21 protein-coding genes and 1 pseudogene are annotated in these 26,494 nt (G+C 70.8%); 10 read left to right on the top strand and 12 right to left on the bottom strand.

Annotated elements, in window-relative coordinates:
- Nucleotides 1–44: 44 nt before the first annotated feature.
- Nucleotides 45–2,963 carry a glycoside hydrolase family 48 protein gene (locus tag NW895_RS25895; protein ID WP_289938454.1) on the bottom strand — a complete coding sequence of 973 codons (2,919 nt, stop codon included), beginning with the start codon at nt 2,961–2,963 and terminating at the stop codon, nt 45–47.
- 267 nt (nt 2,964–3,230) lie between these two features.
- On the opposite strand from NW895_RS25895, the gene NW895_RS25900 reads away from it, so the two are divergent.
- The 4 genes from NW895_RS25900 to NW895_RS25915 all read left to right on the top strand — a co-directional run bounded on the left by NW895_RS25900 (nt 3,231) and on the right by NW895_RS25915 (nt 8,036).
- The gene (locus NW895_RS25900; RefSeq protein WP_289938455.1) at nt 3,231–4,478 is read left to right on the top strand and encodes a cellulose binding domain-containing protein; all 1,248 of its coding nucleotides are present in this window, start codon (nt 3,231–3,233) and stop codon (nt 4,476–4,478) included.
- A gap of 29 nt (nt 4,479–4,507) precedes the next feature.
- A complete protein-coding gene (locus NW895_RS25905) occupies nt 4,508–6,223 on the top strand; it encodes a glycoside hydrolase family 6 protein (RefSeq protein WP_289938456.1) in 1,716 nt (571 codons plus the stop codon).
- A 158-nt stretch (nt 6,224–6,381) separates the two neighbouring features.
- Nucleotides 6,382–7,251, top strand: a complete 870-nt coding sequence (locus NW895_RS25910) for a class I SAM-dependent methyltransferase (protein ID WP_289938457.1) — start codon at nt 6,382–6,384, stop codon at nt 7,249–7,251.
- Between the two features lie 83 nt (nt 7,252–7,334).
- Nucleotides 7,335–8,036: an SDR family NAD(P)-dependent oxidoreductase gene (locus tag NW895_RS25915; RefSeq protein ID WP_289938458.1), complete on the top strand. Its 702-nt coding sequence runs from the start codon at nt 7,335–7,337 to the stop codon at nt 8,034–8,036.
- A 73-nt stretch (nt 8,037–8,109) separates the two neighbouring features.
- Here the strand turns inward: NW895_RS25915 and NW895_RS25920 are convergent, their stop codons facing one another.
- The 3 genes from NW895_RS25920 to NW895_RS25930 form a co-directional block, all read right to left on the bottom strand.
- The gene (locus NW895_RS25920; RefSeq protein ID WP_289938459.1) at nt 8,110–8,946 is read right to left on the bottom strand and encodes an aldo/keto reductase; all 837 of its coding nucleotides are present in this window, start codon (nt 8,944–8,946) and stop codon (nt 8,110–8,112) included.
- A gap of 84 nt (nt 8,947–9,030) precedes the next feature.
- Nucleotides 9,031–10,857: an AMP-dependent synthetase/ligase gene (locus NW895_RS25925; RefSeq protein WP_289938460.1), complete on the bottom strand. Its 1,827-nt coding sequence runs from the start codon at nt 10,855–10,857 to the stop codon at nt 9,031–9,033.
- 365 nt (nt 10,858–11,222) lie between these two features.
- Entirely contained in the window at nt 11,223–12,095 is an 873-nt protein-coding gene (locus NW895_RS25930) for a LysR substrate-binding domain-containing protein (RefSeq protein ID WP_289938461.1), read from the bottom strand.
- Between the two features lie 182 nt (nt 12,096–12,277).
- On the opposite strand from NW895_RS25930, the gene NW895_RS25935 reads away from it, so the two are divergent.
- Nucleotides 12,278–13,291 carry a bile acid:sodium symporter family protein gene (locus tag NW895_RS25935; protein ID WP_289938734.1) on the top strand — a complete coding sequence of 338 codons (1,014 nt, stop codon included), beginning with the start codon at nt 12,278–12,280 and terminating at the stop codon, nt 13,289–13,291.
- Here the strand turns inward: NW895_RS25935 and NW895_RS25940 are convergent.
- Together NW895_RS25940 and NW895_RS25945 are read right to left on the bottom strand one after the other, a co-directional pair.
- Nucleotides 13,227–14,459, bottom strand: a complete 1,233-nt coding sequence (locus NW895_RS25940) for a DUF4185 domain-containing protein (RefSeq protein WP_289938463.1) — start codon at nt 14,457–14,459, stop codon at nt 13,227–13,229. The genes NW895_RS25935 and NW895_RS25940 overlap by 65 nt on opposite strands.
- 112 nt (nt 14,460–14,571) lie before the next feature.
- Nucleotides 14,572–15,489: a zinc-binding dehydrogenase gene (locus tag NW895_RS25945; protein WP_289938464.1), complete on the bottom strand. Its 918-nt coding sequence runs from the start codon at nt 15,487–15,489 to the stop codon at nt 14,572–14,574.
- A 109-nt stretch (nt 15,490–15,598) separates the two neighbouring features.
- Between NW895_RS25945 and NW895_RS25950 the strand changes: the two genes are divergently transcribed.
- Complete coding sequence (locus tag NW895_RS25950) at nt 15,599–16,036, top strand: MarR family transcriptional regulator (protein WP_289938466.1); 438 nt, start codon at nt 15,599–15,601, stop codon at nt 16,034–16,036.
- A 114-nt stretch (nt 16,037–16,150) separates the two neighbouring features.
- Here the strand turns inward: NW895_RS25950 and fdhD are convergent, their stop codons facing one another.
- The 5 genes and pseudogenes from fdhD to NW895_RS25975 form a co-directional block, all read right to left on the bottom strand.
- Complete coding sequence (gene fdhD, locus NW895_RS25955) at nt 16,151–16,999, bottom strand: formate dehydrogenase accessory sulfurtransferase FdhD (protein WP_289938467.1); 849 nt, start codon at nt 16,997–16,999, stop codon at nt 16,151–16,153.
- Nucleotides 17,000–17,005: 6 nt separating this feature from the next.
- On the bottom strand, nt 17,006–17,866 hold the full coding sequence (locus NW895_RS25960; protein WP_289938469.1) for a 2Fe-2S iron-sulfur cluster-binding protein: 861 nt from the start codon (nt 17,864–17,866) through the stop codon (nt 17,006–17,008).
- A complete protein-coding gene (locus NW895_RS25965) occupies nt 17,863–19,680 on the bottom strand; it encodes an NADH-ubiquinone oxidoreductase-F iron-sulfur binding region domain-containing protein (protein WP_289938736.1) in 1,818 nt (605 codons plus the stop codon). The genes NW895_RS25960 and NW895_RS25965 overlap by 4 nt, the downstream gene beginning before the upstream one ends.
- A 5-nt stretch (nt 19,681–19,685) precedes the next feature.
- The gene (locus tag NW895_RS25970; protein WP_289938470.1) at nt 19,686–21,605 is read right to left on the bottom strand and encodes a molybdopterin-dependent oxidoreductase; all 1,920 of its coding nucleotides are present in this window, start codon (nt 21,603–21,605) and stop codon (nt 19,686–19,688) included.
- Nucleotides 21,602–22,270, bottom strand: a pseudogene (locus NW895_RS25975) (ketopantoate reductase C-terminal domain-containing protein). Before NW895_RS25975 ends, NW895_RS25970 begins: the two are co-directional and overlap by 4 nt.
- A 225-nt stretch (nt 22,271–22,495) precedes the next feature.
- On the opposite strand from NW895_RS25975, the gene NW895_RS25980 reads away from it, so the two are divergent.
- From NW895_RS25980 to NW895_RS25995, 4 genes are all read left to right on the top strand, one after another.
- Entirely contained in the window at nt 22,496–23,827 is a 1,332-nt protein-coding gene (locus tag NW895_RS25980; protein WP_289938471.1) for an OFA family MFS transporter, read from the top strand.
- Nucleotides 23,796–23,930 (top strand): hypothetical protein, encoded by a 135-nt coding sequence (locus tag NW895_RS25985; RefSeq protein WP_289938472.1) that lies wholly within the window; start codon nt 23,796–23,798, stop codon nt 23,928–23,930. Before NW895_RS25980 ends, NW895_RS25985 begins: the two co-directional genes overlap by 32 nt.
- Nucleotides 23,931–24,088: 158 nt before the next feature.
- Nucleotides 24,089–25,027: a beta-ketoacyl-ACP synthase III gene (locus NW895_RS25990; protein WP_289938473.1), complete on the top strand. Its 939-nt coding sequence runs from the start codon at nt 24,089–24,091 to the stop codon at nt 25,025–25,027.
- Nucleotides 25,028–25,193: 166 nt separating this feature from the next.
- Complete coding sequence (locus tag NW895_RS25995) at nt 25,194–25,871, top strand: GntR family transcriptional regulator (protein ID WP_289938474.1); 678 nt, start codon at nt 25,194–25,196, stop codon at nt 25,869–25,871.
- A gap of 35 nt (nt 25,872–25,906) precedes the next feature.
- Here the strand turns inward: NW895_RS25995 and NW895_RS26000 are convergent, their stop codons facing one another.
- Nucleotides 25,907–26,323 carry a PaaI family thioesterase gene (locus tag NW895_RS26000; protein ID WP_289938475.1) on the bottom strand — a complete coding sequence of 139 codons (417 nt, stop codon included), beginning with the start codon at nt 26,321–26,323 and terminating at the stop codon, nt 25,907–25,909.
- Nucleotides 26,324–26,494 lie beyond the last annotated feature (171 nt).

Genomic DNA, 26,494 nt, shown 5'->3' on the forward strand with positions numbered 1-26,494 from the left:
CCGCAGCTTTCGTACCGCCCGACCCCCGGAGCGCTTGGCGGGGACTATTCGAGAAGCTCCGCGTACGAGCCCATGGCGGTGGCGATGTCCACCTGGGCCCAGAACCGGTGGTACGTGAAGGACGGCACGGCACCGCCCGCCAGATAGCTCTCGATCTTCGACCAGGCCGGGTCGTCCTCGTAGAACGAGCGGATCGAGTCGAAGGTCGACGAGGAGTTGATCGCGTCACCGTTCGGCATGGTGCCGGTCCAGCCGCTCGGGATGTAGACCGGGTCGTCGAAGCGGTTGTAGTCGGCGCGGGTCTCCGGGACGGCGATGCCGAGCGCGTCCTGGTTGTTGTTCCACATGCCGTCCAGCAGCGCCTTGGCGGTGCTCGCGGCCTGTGTGTCACCCGAGCGGTCGGCGTAGTACGTCAGGGTCTTGGCGTACGAGGCCGCCACACCGACGTCGTTGGTGTAGTCGGCGACGGTGACGTGCAGGTTGCTGTTGGCGCCCGGGGACGACGCGTTCCAGGTGTCGGGCTGGCCCGACCACTGGAGCGTCGACGGGATCCGGAAGGTGCCGTCCGGGTTGATCGTGGTCTTGGACAGCGCCCAGTCGACCCACTTGTCGAGGACCGCCTTGGCGCTCGCGTTGCCCGTCTGCTGGTAGTACTCGGCGACCCGCTCCATGGACCACGCCTGGAAGCCGAACCACTGGTTGGACGGCGGGTCGTGGTACACGGGCTTCTCGTCGTAGTACATGCCGTAGAAGGTCGACTTGCCGGCCGGCGGTGTCGCGTACCGGCCTGCCCAGCTGTTGGTCGCGCCGCCCGCGATGGCGCCCTCGTCCGACTGCAGCCAGCGGTAGAACTCAAGCTGACGCTGCAGCGACTTGGCCCAGTCCGCCTGACCCGTGGCCGACTTGGGCTTCAGCGGGGCGTAGTTGCTGAGCGCGTACGCGGCCAGCGGGTTCTGGTAGCCGCCGTGGGCGTGGCTGGAGCCGATGCGCCAGGCCCAGCCCGCCGAGGTGTCGGTGGCACCGCCCCAGGCGTAGTACCAGGACAGCAGGTAGTGGGAGGCGTCCTTGCCGGTGCCGGCCGGGCAGGAGGAGGCGCCCACACAGTTGCCGACCTTCTTGAAGTACTTGTCGTACATGGCGTAGCGCAGGTAGTCGCCCATCTTGGCCGCCTTGGCGACGGTCCCCGAGACGTCCGACCCCTTGCCCTGCTGCTTCGCCCACAGGTCCGCCCAGTACGCGACCTGCACGGCCCGCGCGTCGGCGTCGGGGGCGTTGGTGAACTTCCACTGCTTGGCGTAGGAGGCGTCACCGGTGAACAGGTCCAGGTAGCCGTTCTTGCCGCCGTACTTGAAGGCGTCGCAGGTCGGCTGCGGCACCGTCTCCCACACCGACTCCTGCGCGCCGCGCTGGAAGGTGTTGATGTACGACGGGCCGGTGTCCGACGGACCCGCCTCGCACTTGCCGGGGGAGTTGCCGTAGCCGTAGACGTTGTCGACGTCCTGCAGCCAGTGCATGCCGTACACGTCGTCGGTGCCGTAGGCGCTCTTCAGCTCACCGGCGATCGGGTCCGAGCCGACCGACACCCCGGTGTCCAGCTTCGCCGGGTACTCGTTGGGGGTGTCCAGCTCGGGCGCGTAGGTCGCCGGCTTCGAGGCGTTGTAGAAGGAGTTGGTCGGCTGGTCCGCGTGGGTGGGGATCATGTACTTCTCCATGAGCTCCCACGCGCCGTTGAACTTCGACCAGTCGCCGGTGACCTTGCCGTACATCGCCTGCAGCCAGAGGAGATAGCTGTAGGCCTCCGACGTGGTCTCGTGGCCGTGGTCCGGCGCCTCGACGATCAGCGTCTCGACCGAGTGGTAGGGGATGCCCTCGGGCGAGAAGTAGCCGTTCGCCGGGTTGGTGATCTTCCCGTAGAGCTCCAGGAAGCGGGCGTCGTACGCCTTCGAGGCCGCCAGCTGGGTCACGGTGACCGCGGCCTTGGCGTGGCCCGGGGCCGTGGACTCGAAGGTGGCCGGGCCGGTGCCGGAGGAGGAGGCGGTGATGGTCACCTTCTGTGCCGTGTTCCAGTTCGAGGGCGTGAAGGTGAGCGAGGCGCCGCCGGTGACGGTCAGGCCCGAGTTGCCGCTCGCGCGGGCCGTCGTCACGGTCACGTTCGCGCTCGGCTGCTTCGACAGCTTCACCTCGTACGTGCCCGTCTTGCCCTGCTGGACGCCCAGCTGGGTCGGCGTGGCGACCACCGTGGGGCCGGAGGCGACCGTGATGCCGACCGGGGTGGAGTCGGCGGAGGCACCCATGCTGTCGTACGCCTTCGCCACCAGGGAGTGACTGCCCACGGCCAGGTCGGAGACCGACAGCGTGTAGGGAGAGCTCGTGTCCGTGCCCAGCAGCTTGGTGTCGTCGTAGAACTCGACCTTGCTGATCGTGGCGTTGTCCGCCGCAGCGGCGGTGGCCGCCAGCGGAACCGCCTCGCCCTGCGTGTAGACGGCGCCCGCGGCGGGGCTCGTCAGCACGGCGATGGGCGGCTGGTGCGCGCCGGTACAGGCGGTGCCGTTGATCGCGAAGGATGTCGGCGCGGTGTTGGTGCCGCTGTAGCTGAACTGCGCGCCGGTGGAGACGGCCTTGCCGGCCGCGATCGTCGCGTTGTGCGAGGCGCTCTTGACCGCGATGTTCTGCCCGGACTGGGACCAGGTGCCGTTCCAGCCGGTGCCCTGCAGCTTCTGGTTGCCGGCGTAGGCGTAGGTCAGCGTCCAGCCGTTGATGGTGTCCGTACCGCGGTTGGTGATGGTCACGTCGGTGGTGAAGCCGGAACCCCAGTCGTTCGTCTTGTAATCGACGCTGCACTGAAGTGCCGCTGCCTGCGCGGGAGTTGTGCCCGTTCCCAACATGGTGAGGGGAAGTGCGAGGGCCGCCACGGCGGCGGTCCACAGCCGCCGCGCCATGCGGCGTCTGCGTCGGGGATGCATGGTGCTGGTTCCTCCTTGCGGCTCGGTGACGTGGGGGGAGGAGCAACAAGCCTTGAACCAGTGGGAGCGCTCCCATATTGGGGAGAGGGGTGTGAGGGGTCAAGATGCTTGAAGACTCGAAAAGATTCGACGTTAACCAGTTGAGGGAAAGTCAGTGACGGCTCTGTTCTTTGCCGACGCTTGGCGCTAGCTTCATTGACACCAGTGGGAGCGATTCCATCAGTCGGTGCGTGTGTCATGACGTGCCTGAACTGCAAGGAGTCGCTCATGCGACACCCCCCGCGTTCAGTACTTTTAGCCGTCGGCGCGGCCGTGGCCCTCGTGGGCACCGCCGTAGTGCCGGCGGTCACGGCGCAGGGAGCCACGCCCGCGTGCACGGTGGAGTACTCCGTCACGAGCCAGTGGGACAACGGCTTCCAGGGTGCCGTGAAGCTCACCGACAACGCCGCCGCCCTGAGCGGTTGGAGCCTCGGCTTCGACTTCACGGACGGGCAGAAGGTCACCCAGGGCTGGGGCGCCCAGTGGTCGCAGTCCGGTGTGACCGTGACCGCGTCCGACGAGAGCTGGAACGGCTCGCCGGGCACCGGCGCGAGCGTCAGCGCCGGGTTCGTCGCGTCCAGGTCGGGCGGCAACGCCGTACCGGCGTCGTTCCGGCTGAACGGCACCACGTGCAACGTCGACACCGAGCCGACGCCCACACCCTCCCCGACCGATCCGCCGGACACGGGTGACAAGGCACCCGCTCTCCGTGTGTCCGGGAGCAGGCTCGTGGACGCAGGCGGCACGACCCGTCGCCTGCTCGGCGTGAACCGTTCCGGCGGCGAGTTCATGTGCGTGCAGGGCTACGGCATCTGGGACGGCCCGGTCGACGACGCCGAGATCAGGGCGATCGCGGACTGGAAGGCCAACACCGTCCGTATCCCGCTCAACGAGGAGTGCTGGCTCGGCCTGTCCCACATCAAGCCCGAGTACGCCGGGGCCAACTACATCAACGCGGTCAAGGACCTGGTGGCGCGCGTCGAGGCGCACGGCATGACGCCCGTGGTCGAACTGCACTGGTCCTGGGGCCAGTACACCGGCAAATCGGCGGGCTGCTCCGACGTGCACGCCGGCTGCCAGAAGCCGATGCCCAGCATGCGGTACACACCGTCGTTCTGGACCTCGGTCGCCAACACCTTCAAGGGCGACCCGGCGGTGGTGTTCGACCTGTTCAACGAGCCCTACCCGGACCGCGCCACGTCCACGACCACCCAGGCGTGGCAGTGCTGGCGCGACGGCGGGACCTGCCCCGGCATCGGCTACGAGGTCGCCGGGGAGATCGGCGAGAACACCTGCTCGCACTCCTTCATCGACCAGGTCATGAAGTGGTTCGACGACCGTGGCCTGTCGTACCTGGGCTGGACCTGGAACACCTGGAACTGCTCCTCCGGACCCGCGCTCATCTCGAACTACGACGGAACCCCCACGTCCTTCGGTATGGGGCTGCGCGATCACCTGCGCGCCCTGAACGGATGACCCTCGCAACGGATAAGGAACCCGCACTCATGAGCCGTACCAGAACAGCGTTACTCGCCGCCATGGCGCTCGTCGCCGGGGCCTCCGGGACGGCGTTCGCCGTCCACTCCGCGGACCTCGGCACGGCCGCCGTCCCCTGCACCGTCGACTACAAGGTGCAGAACCAGTGGGACACCGGCTTCACCGCCGCCGTGACCGTCACCAACAACGGCGCCGCCAAGTCGGGCTGGTCGGTGAAGTGGTCGTACGCCGGCAACCAGAAGGTCACCAGCGGCTGGAACGCCAAGATCAGCCAGAGCGGTGCCGCCGTCACCGCCGCCAACGAGACCTACAACGGGACCCTGGCCACCGGCGGTTCGGTGAGCTTCGGCTTCCAGGGCTCCTACAGCGGCACCAACGCCATCCCGGCCACCTTCACCCTCGACGGCGTGACCTGCAACGTCGACGACGGCGGTACCACCACCCCGCCGCCCGACCCCGGCGGTCCCTCCGGGCGGGTCGACAACCCGTACTCCGGCGCCAAGGTGTACGTGAACCCGGAGTGGTCCGCGAACGCCGCGGCCGAGCCCGGCGGCAGCCGGATATCCAACCAGCCCACCGGTGTGTGGCTGGACCGGATCGCCGCCATCAACGGCGCGAACGGCAAGATGGGCCTGCGCGCCCACCTCGACGAGGCGCTGCGGCAGAAGGGCTCCGGCGAGCTGGTCGTCCAGCTGGTCATCTACAACCTGCCCGGACGCGACTGCTCGGCCCTCGCCTCCAACGGCGAGCTCAAGCCCGACGAGATCGACAAGTACAAGACGCAGTACATCGACCCGATCAAGGCCATCCTCGCCGACCCGAAGTACGCCTCGCTGCGGATCGTCACCACCGTCGAGATCGACTCGCTGCCCAACCTCGTCACCAACACCGGCAGCCGCGCGACGGCCACCCCGCAGTGCGACGTGATGAAGGCCAACGGCAACTACATCAAGGGTGTCGGTTACGCGCTGAACAAGCTCGGCGACGTGCCGAACGTCTACAACTACGTCGACGCCGGACACCACGGCTGGATCGGCTGGGACGACAACTTCGGCCCCTCGGCCGACGTCTTCAAGCAGGCGGCGACGGCCGAGGGCGCCACCGTCAACGACGTGCACGGCTTCATCACCAACACGGCGAACTACAGCGCCCTGAAGGAGAACAACTTCACCATCAACGACTCCGTGGGCGGCAAGTCGGTCCGCGAGTCCAAGTGGATCGACTGGAACCGGTACGTCGACGAGCTGTCGTTCGCCCAGGCCTTCCGCAGCAAGCTGGTCTCGGTCGGCTTCAACAGCGGCATCGGCATGCTGATCGACACCTCCCGCAACGGCTGGGGCGGCACCGCACGGCCCACCGGACCGGGTGCGACGACCAGCGTCGACACATACGTCGACGGCGGGCGCTACGACCGCCGTTTCAACACCGGCAACTGGTGCAATCAGTCCGGAGCCGGCCTCGGCGAGCGCCCGCAGGCCAACCCGGCCACCGGGATCGACGCGTACGTGTGGATGAAGCCCCCGGGCGAGTCCGACGGCGCCAGCAAGGCGATCGAGAACGACGAGGGCAAGGGCTTCGACCGGATGTGCGACCCGACGTACACCGGCAACCCGCGCAACAACTACAACATGTCCGGTGCCCTGCCGGACGCCCCGCTGTCCGGGCACTGGTTCTCGGCCCAGTTCCGGCAGCTGATGCAGAACGCGTACCCGCCGCTGTCGTAAGCGGTCCTCGGACTCCAGGAAGGAGGCGCCCGCCGCGTCGAAGGCGCGGCGGGCGCCCCATGGGCGATCTCGCGTTTTTTGCCGCAACGGCAACAGGTGTGGCCCTCCCGCGGTGCGTCGGCGCACGCTGACCGCACACGAACGGGAGGCTGACCACCATGGCGAAGCACCACCACGACCACCACACCGACATCGACTGGGCCGCGATGGCCCCGCAGATGGAGGCCCAGGCGGAGCTGTTCCAGCCCCTGCACGCGCGGGCCCTGGCCTGGCTGGGCAGGGAGGTGACCGAGCCGGGCCTGATCGTCGACGCGGGCAGCGGCCCCGGCGTCGTCTCCTGTCTGCTCGCCGACACCTTCGAGGGCGCCCGGGTCGTCGCCGTCGACGGTGTCGAGCCGCTGCTGGAGCGGGCCCGCGCCCGGGCCGAGCGTCACGGTGTCGCCGACCGCTTCGGCACGCTCGCCGGTGAGCTCCCCGACGTCCTGGACCAGCTGGACTACCCGGCCGACCTGCTGTGGGCCAGCCGCAGCCTGCATCACCTCGGCGACCAGCGCGGCGGCCTGGCCGCGTTCGCCGAGCGGCTCGCACCCGGCGGCACCCTGGCGCTCATGGAGGGCGGACTGCCCGTGCGCTTCCTGCCCCGGGACATCGGCATCGGCCGCCCGGGCCTCCAGGCACGGCTCAACGCGGCCGAGGAGGAGTGGTTCACCGAGATGCGCGCGAGCCTGCCCGGCCACGTGGCCCAGGCCGAGGACTGGCCGGCACTCCTGGCCGCCGCCGGGCTGAAGCACACCGGCACCCGCAGCTTCCTGCTGGACCTGCCCGCCCCGGCCTCGGACCAGGCCCGCGCCTACGTCGCCGCGTATCTGTCCCGGCTGCGCGAGGGGATCGCCGAGAGCCTCGACGCGACCGATCGCAGCACCCTCGACCGGCTCCTCGACCCGGACGACGCGGCGAGCGTCCACCGCCGGCCGGACGTGTTCGTGCTGACGGCCGACACGGTGTACACGGCCGTACGGACCTCCTGAACGTCAGGCGGTTGACTTCGAGAGCGCTCCAAGTGATGGACTCCCCGACGACCACTGGGAAACACGGAAACACAGGGGGAACCATGACCGACTCTCCGGTCGCTCTCATCACCGGCGGAGGCAGCGGGATCGGGGCCGCCGCGGCGCGACAGTTGCTCGACGACGGGTGGCGGGTGGCCGTCACCGGGCGGGGCGAGCGGCGGTTGCGCGGGTTCGCCGAGGAACTCGGGGCCCCGGACGGGCTGTTGACGATTCAGGGGAACGCGGCCGAGTACGAGCAGGTGCGGGCCGCCGTCGAGGCCACGCTGAAGGAGTTCGGGCGGCTGGACACGGTCGTCGCCAACGCCGGGTTCGCCACCCACGACACGGTCGCCGAGGGCGATCCCGCCGGGTGGACCGAGATGGTGCTGACCAACGTGCTCGGTCCCGCGCTGCTGATCAGGGCGTCCATCGACGCCCTGAAGGAGACGCGCGGACGGATCGTGCTGGTCGGCAGCGTCGCCGGGTTCGTGCACGGGCCGGGCAACCTCTACGGGGCGACGAAGTGGGCGGTGACCGGGCTCGCGGAGAACACCCGGCGCCAGGTCACCGAGTGGGGCGTCGGCGTGACCCTGATCGCGCCGGGCCGAGTGGAGACCCCGTTCTGGGACTCCTACGGCAGCCTCCCGCCCGGCCACCTGCTCACCGCCGACCAGCTGGCCGACTCGATCGTCTGGGCGATCCGGCAGCCCGCCGGCGTCGACGTCAACACCGTGGTCGTACGGCCGATCGGGCAGCCCAACTGAGAGACCTCGGGCAGCCGGACCGAGAAACACGGAGGGCCCGGCACACACCGGGCCCTCCGTCGCCTGCGGGACGTCAGTCCATGGAGAAGGTGGCCGGGTCCGGGCCGAGCCGCCGGTCCTCGTTCAGGGCGCTGATCGCCGCGAGGTCCTCGGTGTCCAGGCTGAAGTCGAAGACCTCGATGTTCTCCTTGATCCGGGACGGCGTCACGGACTTCGGGATCACGACGTTGCCGAGCTGGATGTGCCAGCGCAGCACGACCTGGGCCGGGGTGCGGTTGTGCTTCTGGGCGATCGCCACGATCGCCGGGACCTCCAGCAGGCCCTTGCCCTGGCCGAGCGGCGACCAGGCCTCCGTGGCGATGCCCTGCTCGGCGTGGTACTCGCGGGCGGCGTGCTGCTGCAGATGCGGGTGCAGCTCGATCTGGTTGACCGCCGGGATGACCGACGTCTCGTCGATCAGCCGCTTCAGGTGCTCCGGCAGGAAGTTGGAGACACCGATGGCACGGATCCGGCCGTCGGCGTGGAGCTTCTCGAACGCCTTGTACGTGTCGATGTAGGTGTCCCTGGCCGGCAGCGGCCAGTGGATCAGATACAGGTCCACGAAGTCGAGGCCGAGCTTGGCCAGCGATGTGTCGAAGGCGCGCAGCGTGGAGTCGTACCCCTGGTCGCTGTTCCAGAGCTTGGTGGTGACGAAGAGCTCCTCGCGGGGGATACCGGAGGCGGCGATGGCCTTTCCGGTGCCCTCCTCGTTGCCGTAGATCGCCGCTGTGTCGATGCTGCGGTACCCGGCCTCCAGGGCCGTCGCGACCGCCGTCTCGGCCTCGTCGTCCGGCACCTGCCAGACACCGAAGCCCAGCTGGGGCATCTCGATGCCGTTGTTCAGGGTGATCGGGGGGACCTTGCTGCTCACGAGCTATTCGATCCTTCGGTTGTCGTCAGGTGGTACTCCCATCGTCAACGATCACGAGGCGCCATGCATTCCTGACGTGAGCGATCACGCCCGGTACAGCGCCTCGACCTCGTTGGCGTAGGCCTTCTCGATCGCCTTCCGCTTCAGCTTCAGCGACGGCGTCAGCAGCCCGTGTTCCTCGGTGAACGGCTGGGCCAGGATGCGGAAGGTACGGATCGACTCGGCCTGCGAGACGAGCGTGTTGGCGGCGACGACCGCGCGCCGCACCTCCGCCTCCAGGTCGGCGTCACGCACCAGCTGGGCCGGTGTCATCTTCGGTTTGTCCCGCATCATCAGCCAGTGTTCGACGGCCTCGTGGTCCAGGGTGACGAGGGCCGCGCAGTACGGGCGGTCGTTGCCGACGACGATGCACTGGGCGACCAGCGGGTGGTCCCGTACGCGTTCCTCCAGCGCCCCGGGTGACACGCTCTTGCCGCCCGATGTGACCAGGATCTCCTTTTTGCGGCCGGTGATGGTGAGGTAGCCGTCCTCGTCGAGGGAACCGAGGTCGCCGGTGGCCAGCCAGCCGTCGTGCAGGGCCTCGTCGGTGGCCTTCGGGTTGTTGAGGTAACCCTGGAAGATGTTGGGGCCGCGCAGCCAGATCTCGCCGTCGTCCGCGATGTGCACGGTGACGCCCGGGACGGGCCGGCCGACGGTGCCGTAGCGGGTGCGCTCGGGCGGGTTGGCGGTCGCGGCGGCCGTGGACTCCGTCAGGCCGTACCCCTCGTAGATGTGGACGCCCGCGCCCGCGAAGAACAGGCCGAGCCGCCGGTCCATCGCCGAGCCGCCGGACATCGCGTACCGGATGCGGCCGCCCATCGCGGCGCGCACCTTGGAGTACACGAGCTTGTCGAACAACTGGTGCTGCATGCGCAGCCCCGCCGAGGGGCCGGGGCCGGTGCCCCAGGCCTTCGCCTCCACCGCGTCCGCGTACTTCACGGCGACCTCGACGGCCTTCTCGAAGGGGCCGCCCTTGCCGTCCTTCTCGGCCTTGCGGCGGGCCGCGTTGAAGACCTTCTCGAAGATGTACGGCACGGCCAGGACGAACGTCGGCTGGAACGCCGCCAGGTCGGGCAGCAGGGCCGCCGCGTTGAGCTGCGGCTGGTGGCCGAACTTGACCCGGCCGCGGATCCCGGCGACCTCCACCATCCGCCCGAAGACGTGCGCGAGCGGCAGGAACAGCAGCGTCGCCGCCTCGTCGCCCTTCTTGGAGTGGAACACCGGCTCCCAGCGCCGGACGACGGTGTCCGCCTCGTACATGAAGTTGCCGTGCGTGATGACGCAGCCCTTGGGGCGGCCCGTGGTGCCCGAGGTGTAGATGATCGTCGCGATCGAGTCGGGGGTGACCGCCTGCCGGTGGCGGTGCACCACCTCGTCGTCGAGGTGGGCGCCGGAGTCGTACAGCTCCTGCAAGGCGCCGGTGTCGAGCTGCCAGAGCTGGCGCAGCTGCGGCAGCCGGTCGATGACGGTGGCGATCGTCATCGCGTGGTCCTCGTGCTCCACGACCGCCGCCGTGACCTCGGCGTCGTACAGCATCCAGAAGCACTGCTCGGCCGAGGAGGTGGGGTAGACCGGCACGACCTGGGCGCCGATCGTCCACAGCGCGAAGTCGAAGAGCGTCCACTCGTAGCGGGTACGCGACATGATCGCGACGCGGTCGCCGAAGCGGACCCCTCGGGCGAGCAGGCCCTTGGCGAGGGCGAGCACCTCGTCGCGGAACTCGGCGCTGGTCACGTCCCGCCACCGCCCGGCCTGGTCCTTGCGGCCGAGCGCGATGCGCAGCGGGTCTTCCTGGGCATACTGGAAGACCACGTCGGCCAGACCGCCCACCGGTGGTGCCAACGCCAACGGAGGGTTGGTGAACTCGCGCAAACCCCGCTCCCCGCTCCTCGCTCTCGGTCCGCCCGATGGCGTCCCGCACAGCGCCGTGAAAGCTACCCCACCAGGGGAACGGACGGGAGGGGGTGCGAAGCCGGGTGGAGCTCGGGGCCGCGCTGGTCAGCGGGGGGAAAATGCCCTCACATGCGGAAGGGTCGGACAGAATACCGACGGTTGAGTAAGTTTCGGTGCCGTAATCTCCACCGAATCTGTACGACCCGATTACCGTCGGCCACCGCTTCCGTCGAGGTCGGCCCCAGGACGCGGAGACCCTCTTCTGTCAGCGTGGCCGCACCGTATTTCGTCACTCCGCTTACCTCCGTGGACCACGCTGACCAGCGGGGGTGCGGGTTCACGCGCTAACCGCGCCCGCGTCGTTGCAGTCGGTCGCCGCCCGCCAGGATCGCTGCCGCCAGGGCGTCCGCCGCGCCCTGTGCGGCGGTACGGCGGCGGCCGTGCACCAGGACGAAGTCGACCCGGCCCAGCTCCGGCAGCCCCGCCCGGTCCGGCACGCGCACCAGGCCCGGCGGAATCAGCCCGCGCGAGTGCGCCATCACGCCCAGCCCCGCCCGTGCCGCCGCGATCAGGCCGTTGAGGCTGCCGCTGGTGCAGGCGATGCGCCAGTCGCGGCCCTGTCGCTCCAGCGCCTCCAGGGCGAGGGCCCGGGTGATGCCCGGCGGCGGGTAGACGATGAGCGGCACCGGACGGTCGGGGTCCAGACGCAGTCGTTCCGCGCCGATCCACACCAGCCGGTCGTGCCAGACCAGTTCGCCCCGCGGGTCCTCCGGCCGACGCTTGGCCAGCACCAGATCCAGCTTCCCGGCGGCCAGCTGCTCGTGCAGGGTGCCCGACAGCTCGACCGTCAGCTCCAGATCGACCTCGGGGTGGTCGTGCCGGAAGCCCTCCAGGATCTCCGGCAGCCGGGTCAGCACGAAGTCCTCGGACGCGCCGAAGCGGAGCCGGCCGCGCAGCCGGGTGCCGGTGAAGAACGCCGTCGCCTGCTCGTGCACCTCCAGAATGCGGCGCGCGAAGCCGAGCATCGCCTCACCGTCCTCCGTCAGCTCCACGGAGTGGGTGTCCCGGGTGAACAGCTGCCGCCCGGTGGCGTCCTCCAGACGCCGTACGTGCTGGCTGACGGTCGACTGGCGCAGCCCGAGCCGCCGGGCGGCCTGGGTGAAGCTCAGGGTCTGGGCCACCGACAGGAACGTACGCAGGTGCGAGGGGTCGTACACGCCCACACGATAACGCGGCTATCGCGAAACGTGATGGCAGTGAGTGCCGTATGCCGGATTCCCGATGGCCGAGGTGCGGAGCACGATGGAGGGGGGACCCGTGACCCGGTCCCCGACAGCGATGAGCAACGTCAGCAATGAGCAAGTGGAGCACCGTGAAACGCCTGCAGTGGCCGAGTTGGATGCCGATCGACCCGTACATCCTGCTGTTGCTCGGGACGGTGGGCCTCGCGGCACTGCTGCCGGCCCGCGGGGCGGCGGCAGCCGTGGCCTCCGGTGCCTCCACCGGCGCGATCGCCTTCCTGTTCTTCCTCTACGGCGCCCGGCTGTCCACCCGTGAGGCGCTGGACGGACTGAAGCACTGGCGGCTCCACATCACCGTGCTGGCCTGCACCTTCGTCGTCTTCCCGCTGCTGGGCCTGGCCGCCCGCGGGCTCGTCCCGGTCTTCCTGACGCAGCCGCTCTACCAGGGTCTGCTCTTCCTCACCCTCGTCCCGTCGACCATCCAGTCGTCGATCGCCTTCACCTCGATGGCCCGCGGCAATGTGCCCGCCGCGATCTGCGCGGGCTCCTTCTCCTCGCTGGTCGGCATCGTCGCCACCCCGCTGCTGGCGGCCTCCCTGCTCGGCGGCAGCGCGGGCGGCTTCTCCGCCGACTCGCTCGTGGAGATCGTGCTGCAGCTGCTGGTGCCGTTCGTCGCGGGGCAGCTGCTGCGCCGCTGGATCGGCGGCTTCGTCGCCCGGCACAAGAAGGTCCTCGGGCTCGTCGACCGAGGCTCGATCCTTCTCGTCGTCTACACCGCGTTCAGCGAGGGCATGGTCCAGGGCATCTGGCACCAGGTGAGCCCCGTCCGGCTGGCCGGTCTGATGGTCGTCGAGGCGGTGCTGCTCGCCGTGATGCTGCTGCTGACCTGGTACGGCGGCAAGGCGCTGCGGTTCGGCCGGGAGGACCGGATCGCGATCCAGTTCGCGGGCTCGAAGAAGTCCCTCGCCTCCGGACTGCCGATGGCGAGCGTCCTGTTCGGCGCACAGGCCTCGCTGGCCGTGCTGCCGCTGATGCTCTTCCACCAGATGCAGCTGATGGTCTGCGCGGTCATCGCCAAGCGGCGGGCGCACGACGCCCGCGAGGAGGTCAGCGGGCCGGAGCCAGCCGCAGCGTCACGAACCGCGGTCGGTACAGGGACACGTTCCGGCTGAGCTGCGCCGGGGCACCGGCCGGCTCCAGCCAGTTGACGTCATAGCTCAGCACCAGCCGCCCGTCGCCGCCGAGCGCGGGATGCGCCTGCGGGTTGTAGGCGGCGACCTGGCCCCGCGGCAGCCGCGCGGCGAGGTCCTTCCCCGGCCCGTGCCAGGGCCCGGTGGGGGAGCAGGACCAGTACGACGTCACCGTGGTCAGCCCCTTCGTGCCCGCGGCCATGGTGAACAGCACATACGTCCCGTCGTCCCGCACCACCGAGAACGCGCTGCCCACGCCGGTGCGCCGCCCGTCCCCGAGCACCGGCCGGGGACGGGCCCAGGCCTTCCACGCCGAGCCGGTCCAGTACTGCCAGGCGCCCGGCTCGCCGAGCCTGCCCTCCGGCACCCGCGCCACGTACGCCTGCGAGGCCGGACGGGAGGCGGCCTGGCCGTCGTCGCCGCCGAAGACGTACGTCCAGCCGCCCTGCTCCACCAGGGTCGTGCCGAACAGGACCCGCCGGGACGGATCGGGGACCAGCTGCTGGTCGAGCACCTTGACGACCGACTCCAGCCGCAGGCCGGGCAGGGACAGCGTGGCCACCTCGGTGGCGGTGGGCACGCCGTAGATCCACGGGGAGGCACCCGCCGTGCGCACCCACAGCAGCACCCGCACCACCTGCTCCGACGAGCCGGGGGAGCGGGGTTCGACGCGGGCCGCGACCGGCCAGCGCCACTGGTCCGGGGCCGGGTCGGGGAAGAGGGGGGCGGCGAGGGTCTTCTCCAGCCGTCCGTCGCCGTCCATCACCACGGCGGAGTTGCGCACCAGCGGGGCCGTCGCCTCCCGCCAGGCGTAGGACTCGCCGACCGGGTTGGGCGGGGGGTGCACCCGGCCGAGGTAGGTGTCGGAGAACAGCCACAGCACCCGGCCGTCCGGCAGCCGCACCGAGTGGGTGCCGTCGCCGCCGGTCCAGTCGTCGGCGCGGCCGGCGTCGTCGCCGTAGCGGGCGAACTCGGCGGTGAGCCGGCGGTCGGCCGACCAGGAGGCGACCGTGCGCGGCGCACAGGTGCCGCCGCCCTCCCGGTCGCCGTCGTCCGGGAGGGCGGTGAGCAGCACGGCCGCGAGAACGAGGGCCAGCAGCAGGCCCAGCCCCGTCCCCGTCAGCTGTCGTGCTCGTGTGTCCTCGGGCACGCTCCGGGACGTTAGTGGCCGGGCGTCACCCGGTCCATGGGGAGCCACAGGACGACGTCCCGGGTGGCCGAAGCCGTGTGCCCGGTGGCGCGTTCCGCGTCACTCGGCGCCTTCACGGAATCAGTACGACCTTCCCGAGGTTGCTCCGCGACTCGATGACCTCGTGCGCTTGCGCGGCGTCCGCCAACGCGAACTCCCCGTGCACGACGGGCTTCACGGCGCCCTCGGCGAACAGGCGCCACAGCTCCGTGCGCCACCGCTCGTACCGTTCCGGCTCACCGCGCGCGATCCGCGCCATCTGAAAGCCGATCACCGACTTCGCGCCCACCAGCAGGTCGTACGCCTGGATCGTCCCGCCGCCCGAGCTGTACGCCACCAGCCGCCCGCCCGCGGCGAGTGCCCCGACCGCCGGGGTGAGCAGCTCGCCGCCGACCGCGTCGAGGGCGTAGTCGACGGGCTCGCCCCAGCCCTCGTCGCCGTAGACGACGGCCTCGTCGGCGCCCAGGGAACGGACGAAGCCGGCCTTGGCCGGGTCGGAGACGGCGCCTACCACCCGGGCCGCGCCGCGCGTCCGTACGAGCTGCACGGCCAGGTGGCCGACCCCGCTCGCCGCGGCCGTGACGAGCGCCGCCTCACCCGGCCGGGGCCGTGCGGCCTCCAGGGCGCCGAGGGCGACCAGGCCGCTGCGGACCAGCGCCACCGCGTCGACGGCGCTCGCGTCGTCCGGCACGGGGGAGGCCATGGACTCGTGCAGCGGCGCGAAGTCGGCGTAGCCGTGCCCGAAGCAGAGCCCCGTCACCCGCTCGCCCACCCGGAAGCGCCCGACGCCGACGCCGACGGCCACGACCGTCCCGGCGATCTCGCCCCCGAGCGCGGCCGGCTGGGAGGCCTCGGTGACCTTCCGTACGACGGGGAGGGTGACGCCGACGGCCTCGCAGCGCACGAGCAGCTCGCCGGGTCCCGGCTCCGGGACGGGCACGTCCTCCAGGAACAGGGGGCCGCCGGGGGACTCATAGCGGACACGGCGCATCGACCGCACCTCCAAGAAGGCTCATTCGCTGGTGACTCCAACGTTGGTATTCCCAACGATAATCCCGCAGTCATGGGGAGGTCCAACGACTATTGGCTAGGGTGAGGGCATGGCCGACGCTCCGCTTCCCGCGATCCGCTCCCTTCCCAGCTGGCTGCTCGGCCGGGCGGCCGCCCGCGGCCGGGCCCTGGTCGCCGAGGCGCTCGCCGCGCAGGGCCTGAAGATGTGGCACCACGTGGTGCTCTCCGCCGTGCGCGACCTCGCCCCCGTCGCCCAGGCGGACCTCGGGCGCGGCGTCCGGCTCGACCCCAAGGACCTGGTCGGCATCCTCAACGACCTGCAGTCCGCCGGCCTCGTCGTGCGCGAGCCGGACCCGAAGGACCGCCGCAAGAACGCGGTGTCGCTCACGGAGGAGGGCGCGCTGCTGCTGAAGCGCTGCGAGAAGGCCGCCCGGAAGGCGAACGACGAACTCCTCGCACCGCTCACGGCGGCCGAACGCGAGGCGTTCCTGGGCATGTTGCGGCGGATCTCCGGTACGGAGGGCTGACCGGCAACCTCCGCGAACGGGGTGTCACCACACGAGGGCTGAGACGGGGCCCCTAGGGCGCAGGGGGCGCTCCCCGCCGGTCGGGGCCCCGCCGCCGTGTCGCGGGGAACCCGCTCAGCCCTGGGCGGCCGTGGCCCGCAGGGCGATGCGGTCCTCGCCCGCGTACACGTTCATGGAGCTGCCCCGCAGGAAGCCCACCAGCGTCAGACCCGTCTCCGCGGCCAGGTCCACCGCCAGGGACGACGGGGCCGAGACCGCCGCCAGCACCGGGATGCCCGCCATCACGGCCTTCTGCGCCAGCTCGAACGAGGCCCGGCCCGAGACCAGCAGGATCGACCGGGACAGCGGCAGGGCGCCGTTCTGCAGGGCGCGGCCGACCAGCTTGTCGACCGCGTTGTGCCGGCCCACGTCCTCCCGGACGTCGAGCAGCTCGCCGTCCTCCGCGAACAGGGCCGCCGCATGCAGGCCCCCGGTCCGGTCGAACACCCGCTGGGCCGCCCGCAGCCGGTCGGGGAGGCTCGCGAGCAGCTCCGGGTCCACGCGGACCGGGGGAGTGTCGGAGATCGGCCAACGCGCCGTCGTACGGACCGCGTCGAGGCTCGCCTTGCCGCACAGTCCGCAGGAGGACGTCGTGTAGACGTTGCGTTCGAGGGTGATGTCCGGGACGGTGACGCCCGGGGCCGTCTTCACGTCCACCACGTTGTAGGTGTTGGAGCCGTCCACCGTGGCTCCCGCGCAGTAGACGATGGTGAGGAGGTCGGAGGCGGCGCCCAGCACCCCCTCGCTCACCAGGAACCCTGCGGCCAGCGCGAAGTCGTCGCCCGGTGTGCGCATGGTGATCGCCAGCGGCTTGCCGTTCAGCCGGATCTCCAGCGGCTCCTCGGCGACCAGCGTGTCCGGCCGGGTGGAGACGGCGCCGTCCCGGATACGGATCACCTTGCGTCGTTCCGTGACTCGTCCCATGTCTGATCAGTCCCGGTTCTGTACGTGCTGGTAGCCGAAACGGCCCTTGATGCAGAGATTGCCGTGGGTCACCGGATTGTCGTGCGGCGAGGTGACCTTCACGATCTCATTGTCCTGCACGTGCAGCGTGAGGTTGCAGCCCACTCCGCAGTACGCGCACACCGTCGTCGTCCGCGACTGCCGCGCCTCGTCCCAGGTACCCGCCGCCCTCATGTCGAACTCCGACTTGAACGACAGCGCCCCCGTCGGGCACACCTCGATGCAGTTCCCGCAGTACACACAGGCCGAGTCGGTCAGCGGCGCGTCGTGCTCGACGGCGATCCGCGCGTCGAAGCCGCGCCCGGCGACCGAGATCGCGAAGGTGTTCTGCCACTGGTCACCGCAGGCGTCCACGCACTTGTAGCAGAGGATGCACTTGTCGTAGTCGCGCACGTACAGGTCGTTGTCGATCACCGGCTCCTCGTTCAGCCGGGCCGCGTCCGGGCCGAAGCGGTCCGGCTTCGCCTCGTACTCCTTGATCCACTCGGCGGCCCTCGGTGTCGTCGACAGGTCGACCGAGGAGGCGAGCAGTTCCAGGACGATCTTGCGGCTGTGCCGGGCGCGCTCGGTGTCCGTCCGCACCTCCATGCCCGGCTCGGCCCGGCGGGAGCAGGCCGGGACGAGGGTGCGGGAACCCTCGACCTCGACGACGCAGACGCGGCAGGCGTTCTTGGGGGTGAGCGTGTCGCCCTGGCAGAGCGTCGGGACGTCCTTCCCGGCGGCCCGGCAGGCGTCGAGGATGGTCGACCCCTCGGGCGCCCGCACCGGCTCCCCGTCGATGGTGAACTCCAGCAGCCGGCGCGGGATCCCCAGCGGTGTCACGGTCATTCGTACGCCCCCAGACGGTCGATGGCGGATTCCACGGCGTTCCACGCGGTCTGCCCGAGACCGCAGATCGAGGCGTCCCGCATCGCGCGGCCGACCTCTCTGAGCAGGGCGATGTCATCGGCGGCAGCGGCCCCCGTACGCTCCACGATCCGGTGCAGCGCCTCCTCCTGGCGCACGGTCCCGACCCGGCACGGCACGCACTGCCCGCACGACTCGTCCGTGAAGAACTCGGCGATCCGCAACAGCAGCCGCGGCAGGGGCACCGTGTCGTCGAAGGCCATGACGACCCCCGAGCCGAGCGTCGTGCCCGCCTCCCGGGTGCCTTCGAAGGTGAGCGGGATGCCGAGTTCGTCGGCGCGTACGAAGCCGCCCGCCGCTCCGCCGAGCAGCACGGCCCGGAGTCCTCGCCGTACTCCGGCCAGCTCCAGCAGCTCGCCCAGCGTCGCGCCGAACGGCAGCTCGTAGATCCCGGGCCGGTCCACGCTCCCCGACACGCAGAACAGCTTCGGCCCGGTCGACCTCGCCGTGCCGATCGCCGCGTACGCCGGGGCGCCCATGGTCAGGATCGGCAGCACGTTGACCAGCGTCTCGACGTTGTTCTCGGCCGTGGGCCTGCCGAACAAGCCCTTCTGAACCGGGAAGGGCGGCTTCGAGCGCGGTTCGCCCCGGTAGCCCTCGATGGAGTTGAACAGGGCGGTCTCCTCACCGCAGATGTACGCCCCCGCGCCCCTGCGGATCTCGATGTCGAAGGCATGGCCCTGACCGAGGATGTCCTCGCCCAGCAGGCCCCGCGCACGGGCCTGTGCGAGGGCGTGGGTGAGACGGGCGAGGGCGCGCGGATACTCACCGCGCAGATACAGGTATCCCCGGTGCGCGCCGATCGCGTACGCCGCGATGGTCATCGCCTCCACCAGCGCGTACGGGTCGCCCTCCATGATCACGCGGTCCTTGAAGGTGCCCGGCTCGGACTCGTCGGCGTTGCAGACGAGGTAGTGCGGGTGGTCGGGCCGGGACGCCGTGGCCTGCCACTTGCGGCCGGTGGGGAAGGCGGCGCCGCCGCGCCCGACCAGACCGGAGTCGGTGACCTCGCGGATGACCCCGGCGGGGCCCAGTTCGAAGGCCCGGCGCAGGGCCGTGTAGCCGCCGTGGGCGCGGTAGTCGTCGAGGGACGAGGGGTCGACCACGCCGACGCGCCGCAACAGCGTCAGGCCCTCCTGACCCGCCTGGGGCACCGCCATCGCCGCCGGCGGCTCCGCCGGTGCCGAGTCGGGGGCGCTCGCGGCGAGGACGGCTTCCTCGGCTGTCGCCGGTGCCGACACCGCCGTACGCACCGGGTCCCCGGCCCTGATCGCCAGCGCCGCCGGAGCGCGTTCGCACAGGCCCAGGCAGGGGCTGCGCTGCAGGGCGACACCCGGTCCGAGGCGGGACTCGATCCCCGCGCACAGCTCCGCCGCCCCGGCCGCCGCGCACGCGAGGTCCGTGCACACGTGGAGCACGGTCGCCGGACGCGGCTTGACGGAGAACAGGGAGTAGAACGTGGCGACCCCGTACGCCTCCGCCGGCGGCACCGTCAACCGCCGGCACAGGTAGTCCAGGGCGCCCTCGCTGATCCAGCCGACCCGGTCGTTGATGGCGTGCAGCCCCGGCAACAGCAGGTCGCGGCGGTCTCGGGCCTCCCGCCCGCCACGGGCCCACCGGAGATCGGCATCGGAGCGGTCGGCGCCCTCCCAGGACGATTCCGGAGGGCCGAGCAGGGCGTCGACGGCGGCCCGCTCCTCGTCCGTCGGCTTGCTGTCGCCGAAGTGCAGGTCCACTGACGTCACCTCACGATGGTGGCTACGGGCAGCTTCTCGATCCGGATCGCCGACGCCTTGAACTCCGCCGTCCCCGCGATCGGGCAGTTCGCCTCGATCGTCAGCTGGTTGGTGTCCACCTCGTCGGGGAAGTGCATGGTCATGAAGGCGAGCCCGGGCCTGAGGGCCGTGTCGATCCACACGGGCGCGGTCACCGCCCCGCGCCGCGAGGTGACCTGGACCTCCTCACCGACCACGACGCCGTAGCGCTCGGCGTCCTCCGGGCACAGCTCGATGTACTCACCGCGCCGGAGCGGGGAGGCGAAACCGCCGCTCTGCACACCGGTGTTGTAGGAGTCGAGCCGGCGGCCGGTGGTCAGCCGGATCGGGTACTCCTCGTCGGTGAGATCGACGGGCGGATCGTGCTGGACGATCCCGAAGGGCGCCGGCCGGCCGCGCCTCGCCGGGTCCGTCTCCCACAACCTGCCGTGCAGATACGTCGGTTCGAGCCGGTCGGTGCTCGGGCAGGGCCACTGGATGCCCTGGTGCTCCTCCAGGCGCCGGTACGTCATCCCGTAGTGGTCCGGCGAGACCGACCGCAGCTCGTTCCAGACGGCCTCGGCGTCGGCGTACTTCCAGTCGTGGCCGAGGCGGGCCGCGAGGTCGCAGATGATGTCGATGTCCTCGCGTGCCTCGCCGGGCGGGGTGACGGCCCTGCGGACGCGCTGGACGCGCCGTTCGCTGTTGGTCGTCGTCCCGTCGGTCTCCGCCCAGCCGGCGGTGGCCGGGAGGACGACGTCCGCGAGCTCGGCCGTCTTCGTCAGGAAGATGTCCTGCACGACGAGGAAGTCCAGCGCCTTCATCCGGCGCACGGCCTGTTCGCTGTCGGCCTCCGACTGCGCCGGGTTCTCGCCGATGCAGTAGACGGCACGGAGCGTGCCCTCCTCCATCGCCTCGAACATCTGCGTGAGGTTCAGCCCGTAGTGCGGCTGGATGACGGTGTCCCAGGCCGACTCGAACTTCAGCCGGCTGTCGGCATCCAGGATGTCCTGGAAGCCGGGCAGGCGGTTGGGGATCGCGCCCATGTCGCCGCCGCCCTGCACGTTGTTCTGGCCGCGCAGGGGCTGCAGGCCCGAGCCGTAGCGGCCGACGTGGCCGGTGAGCAGGGACAGGTTGATCAGGGCGCGGACGTTGTCGGTGCCGTTGTGGTGCTCGGTGATGCCGAGGGTCCAGCACAGCTGGGCGCGCTCGGCGCGGGCGTAGGCGTGTGCCAACTCCCTGATGGCGGCGGCCGGCACGCCCGTCACCTTCTCGGCGAGCGACAGGGTCCAGGGCTCGACCAGCGCCCTGTACTCCTCGAAGCCGGTGGTCGCCCGCTCGATGAACGCCTCGTTGGCCAGCCCCGCGTGGATGATCTCGCGGCCGATCGCGTGCGCCATGGGGATGTCCGTGCCGACGTCGATGCCGAGCCAGCTCTCCGCCCACTCGGCGGTGCTCGTCCGCCGTGGATCGACCGCGTACATCCGGGCGCCGTTCCGGATCCCCTTCAGCACGTGCTGGAAGAAGATGGGGTGCGCGAAGCGGGCGTTGGAGCCCCACATCACGATGACGTCGGTGTGCTCGATCTCCTCGTACGACGATGTCCCGCCGCCGGAGCCGAACGCGGCCGACAGACCCGCCACGCTCGGCGCGTGGCAGGTGCGGTTGCAGGAGTCGACGTTGTTGGTGCCCATCACCACGCGGGCGAACTTCTGCGCCACGTAGTTCATCTCGTTGGTGGCGCGGGCGCAGGAGAACATCCCGAACGCGCCGCGGGCCGCTGCCAGGCCCCGCGCCGCCCGGTCCAGCGCCTCGTCCCAGCTCGCGCGGCGGAACGGTTCGTCCCGCGAGTCCCTGACCAGGGGATGGGTGAGCCGTGTGTAGGGCTTCGGTTGGCGTTTCCTCATGCGGCGCTCCTCAGCGCGAGCAGGTCCGAGAGGGCGTGCACGGTGCGCAGGGTGGGCACCTCCACGCCGTTGATGTCCGCCAGCTCGACGACGGCCGCGAGGAGGACATCGAGTTCGAGCGGCTTGCCGCGCTCCAGGTCCTGGAGCGTGGAGGTGCGGTGGTCGCCGACCCGCTCGGCGCCGGCGAGGCGGCGCTCGATGGAGACGCCGACCTCGCAGCCGAGGGCCCGGGCGACCGGGTGAGCGTCTCGGTCATCATGATCTCGACGACCCTGCGGGTGCCGCCGTGCAGGCACATCTGCCGCATGGTGGCGCGGGCCAGGGCGCTGATCGGGTTGAAGGAGATGTTCCCGAGCAGCTTCACCCAGATGTCGCCCCGCAGCTCCGGCTCGACCGGGCACTTCGGACCGCCCGCCCGCATCGCCTCGCTGAAGGCCAGACAGCGCGCCGAGACGCTGCGGTCGGGTTCGCCGACGGAGAACCGGGTCCCTCCCAAGTGGCCTACGAGGCCGGGGCCTTCGCGGGCTGCGCACCCGAACTCCGTGCCGCCTCATGGCCGCCAGATGCGGTCCACGGGCGATGAGATGCACGTCGGTACCCGCGCGATGGAGCGCGGCTCCGACGTAGGCGCCGATCGCACCGGCGCCGAGGACTGCGACTTTCATGGCGAGCGAGCTCCGTTCGGTCGAGGGTACCGAGGAACTGCCGAACGCTGTCGACGAAATATTGTCTACAGTATGGGACTTGGCTCAGCAAGGGTGCGCGCAGCACCTGACGCAGCCTTGGAAACCGGTCGGTACGACCGTTCACCGCGCCCTGGATACCGCTCACCGCATACGGTCGACGCGCCGCCTTTCCAACTCCCCCCTGTCTTCCTACCGTTCGGGATCATGAGTCCCCCCATCGCACCCCCCGGCTGGAGCCGCTGGCTCGTTCCCCCCGCCGCCCTCGCGGTCCACCTCTCCATCGGCCAGGCCTACGCCTGGTCCGTCTTCAAGCCGCCGCTGGAGTCCGCGCTCGGCCTGAGCGGCACGCAGAGCGCACTGCCGTTCCAGCTCGGCATCGTCATGCTCGGCCTGTCGGCCGCGTTCGGCGGCACGCTGGTGGAACGCAACGGGCCGCGCTGGGCGATGACCGTCGCCCTGGTCTGCTTCTCGTCCGGCTTCCTGCTCTCCGCGCTGGGCGCGGCCACCGAGCAGTACTGGCTGATCGTCCTCGGCTACGGCTTCGTCGGCGGTATCGGTCTCGGCATCGGCTACATCTCGCCCGTCTCCACACTCATCAAGTGGTTCCCGGACCGGCCCGGCATGGCCACCGGCATCGCCATCATGGGCTTCGGCGGAGGCGCGCTCATCGCCTCCCCGTGGTCGGCGCAGATGCTGGAGTCGTTCGGCACCGACAACTCCGGGATCGCGCTCGCGTTCCTGGTGCACGGGCTGTCGTACGCGGTCTTCATGCTGCTCGGCGTGCTGCTGGTGCGGGTGCCGCGCGGCGAGCGGCCGGTCGGCAGCGGGCCGAGCGCCGTCGAGGGGCCGCAGGTCTCGGCCCGTAGTGCCGTACGCACCCCGCAGTTCTGGTTCCTGTGGATCGTGCTCTGCACGAACGTCACCGCGGGCATCGGCATCCTGGAGAAGGCCGCGCCGATGATCACGGACTTCTTCGCGGACACCTCGACGCCGGTGTCGGTCTCCGCGGCGGCCGGTTTCGTCGCGCTGCTGTCGGCGGCCAACATGGCGGGCCGGATCGGCTGGTCGTCGACCTCCGACCTGATCGGGCGGAAGAACATCTACCGCGTCTACCTGGGCGCCGGCGCGCTGATGTACGCGCTCATCGCCCTGTTCGGAGACTCCTCCAAGCCGCTGTTCATCCTGTGCGCGCTGGTGATCCTCTCCTTCTACGGCGGAGGCTTCGCGACGATCCCCGCCTACCTGAAGGACCTCTTCGGCACCCACCAGGTCGGCGCGATCCACGGGCGGCTGCTCACCGCCTGGTCCACGGCCGGTGTCCTCGGGCCGCTGATCGTGAACTGGATCGCCGACCGGCAGGAGGAGGCGGGCCGGCACGGTTCGTCCCTGTACGGCCTGTCGTTCGTCATCATGATCGGGCTGCTGGTCGTCGGTTTCGTCGCCAACGAACTCGTCCGGCCCGTCCATCCCCGCCACCACATCCCCGCACCCGAGGAGGCCGCCGATGACCGGCGACAGCAGCCAGAGTCCGCCTAGCCGACGCGGGCTGATCGCCTTCGCCTGGCTGTGGGTGGGGACGCCGCTCGCCTACGGGCTGTACCAACTGGTGCGGAAGGCGGCGCAGCTGTTCACCGGGTGACGGTCCCTGGGCGCGGGACAGGTGCTCCGGCGTCCAAGGGCATGACGGAAGCCGACAAGCCGGACACGGGAATCCTGTCGCTTCACCTGCCGTCGTACCCGCGAGTCACTGATCACACTGGTGAACCCGTGACCTGAGGCAACGAGGGGGAACCACCCATGAACGGCTCGCGCATCACCGCCGTCGGCCATTACCAGCCCGCCAAGGTACTCACCAACGAGGACCTGGCGGGCATGGTCGACACCAGCGACGAGTGGATCAGCACCCGGGTGGGCATCCGCACCCGCCGTATCGCCGGGCCCGACGAGCCGGTCGACGAACTCGCCGCGCACGCCGCCGCCAAGGCCCTGGCGACGGCGGGCCTCGCCCCCGCGGACATCGACCTGGTCCTGGTGGCGACCTCCACCGCCATCGACCGCTCGCCCAACACGGCCGCCCGGGTCGCGGCCCGGCTCGGCATCCCGCAGCCGGCCGCGATGGACGTCAACGTGGTGTGCGCCGGCTTCACGCACGCCCTCGCCACCGCCGACCACACCGTCCGCGCCGGCGCGGCGAGCCGCGCACTCGTCATCGGGGCCGACAAGATGTCCGACGTGGCCGACTGGACCGACCGCACCACCTGTGTGCTCGTCGGCGACGGGGCGGGGGCCGCCGTCGTGGAGGCCTCGGGGCAGCCGGGGATCGGGCCCGTACTGTGGGGGTCGGTGCCCGAGATGGGGCAGGCGGTGCGGATCGAGGGCACGCCCCCGCGGTTCGCCCAGGAGGGGCAGAGCGTCTACCGCTGGGCGACCACCCAGCTGCCGCCGCTGGCCCGCCGGGCGTGCGAGCGGGCGGGACTGGCGCCGGAGGACCTCGCCGCGGTCGTGCTGCACCAGGCGAACCTGCGCATCATCGAGCCCCTCGCCCAGCGGATCGGAGCCGTCAACGCCGTTGTCGCGCGCGATGTGTCCGAGTCCGGCAACACCTCGGCGGCCAGCATCCCGCTCGCCTTCTCCAAGCTGCTGGAGCAGGGCCGCATCTCCACCGGCGACCCGGTGCTGCTCTTCGGGTTCGGGGGCAACCTGTCATACGCCGGCCAGGTCGTCCGCTGCCCCTGAGCGGCCGCGCCGCACGCGGTGCGACGAGCCCGACGCGCCGTCCCCCTGGCTCATGCGCGCCGTAGACTGTAGACGAAAGACAATCGATACTGTCCTTACCGTCACGCCTACGGCCACTCCGGCTTGCCGGCTGCCGTGCACGGCCCTGCCGAGGAGGGGGACCGCGATGTTGTCGACAGGACTGCCGCAGGGGGCGGTGCCCAAGCTGGAACGACCCGGACCGCTGCGGGACCGCGTCTATGAGGCCCTGCTCGAACTCATCACCACGCGCGCGCTCCAGCCGGGCCAGCATCTCGTCGAGAGCGAACTCGCCGGCCACCTCGGCGTCTCCCGGCAGCCGGTCCGCGAGGCGCTGCAGCGGCTGAACACCGAGGGGTGGGTCGATCTGCGGCCCGCCCAGGGCGCGTTCGTGCACGAGCCCACGGAGGAGGAGGCCGACCAGCTCCTGACGGTCCGTACGCTCCTGGAGGCCGAGGCCGCGCGGCTCGCCGCCGCGAACGCGGGCAGCGCGGGCATCGCCGTCCTGGAGGAGCTGTGCGAGGAGGGCGAGCGGGCCGTCGCCGCCGACGACGTGGACGGCGCCGTCGCCATGAACGCCCGCTTTCACGCCAAGGTCATGGAACTCGCCGGCAACGCGGTCCTCGCCGAACTCGCGGGGCAGGTCGACCGCCGGGTGCGCTGGTACTACACGCCGATCGCCCGGCAGCGCGGCCGGCAGTCCTGGATCGAACACCGCGAACTGATCGCCGCGATCGCCGACCGCGACGAGCAGCGCGCCACGCAGCTGATGCGCGAACACACCGAGCACACCCGGCGCTCGTACCACGAGCGCTCGCGTTCCTAGGTCTCGTTCGGTCGGGCCGGCCTGGCCGTTCGCGCTCAGCCGGCCGCGAGTACCGCCTGCGTCTGCGTCGTCTGCCCCACCAGGCCGCCGTCCTCGTCGTACAGGTCCGTCCGGACCGCGACGAAGGAGCGGCCCACGTGCACCGGCCGCGCCTCGGCGCGGACCACGCCCGACCGCACGGCGCGGAAGAAGTTCGTCTTCGACTCGACCGTCGACGTGCTCGCGCCCGGCGGCAGGTTGAGGAACGCGCACACCGCGCCGGCCGTGTCGGCGAGCGTCATCAGAGCCCCGCCGTGCAGCACACCGCCCAGCGTGCACAGGCCTGCGGCCCAGGGCAGGGTCGCCTCGACGCGGGCGGCACCGGCCTCCTGAAGGGAGATGCCCAGTTCTCCGGCGAACGGGACCGCGGCCAACAGCGCTTCCGGGCTCGGGACGTTCGGGCTGTCGGGCATGAGGAACCTCTCGGTGCGGCAACACGGGCCGCTCCAGCATGTCCCGGTTCCCGGCCGTGGTCGATGACCCGGGAGGTAAGGCACGCACGACGAGTCTTTGTCCTGTGAGTGGAGAAAGTAAGGCCAATTCCTGCGCGACTTCTTCCCCCAGCCGTTGGCCGCTGCTACGTT

The sequence above is a fragment of the Streptomyces sp. S.PNR 29 genome, from assembly GCF_030386795.1.
Lineage (GTDB): Bacteria > Actinomycetota > Actinomycetes > Streptomycetales > Streptomycetaceae > Streptomyces.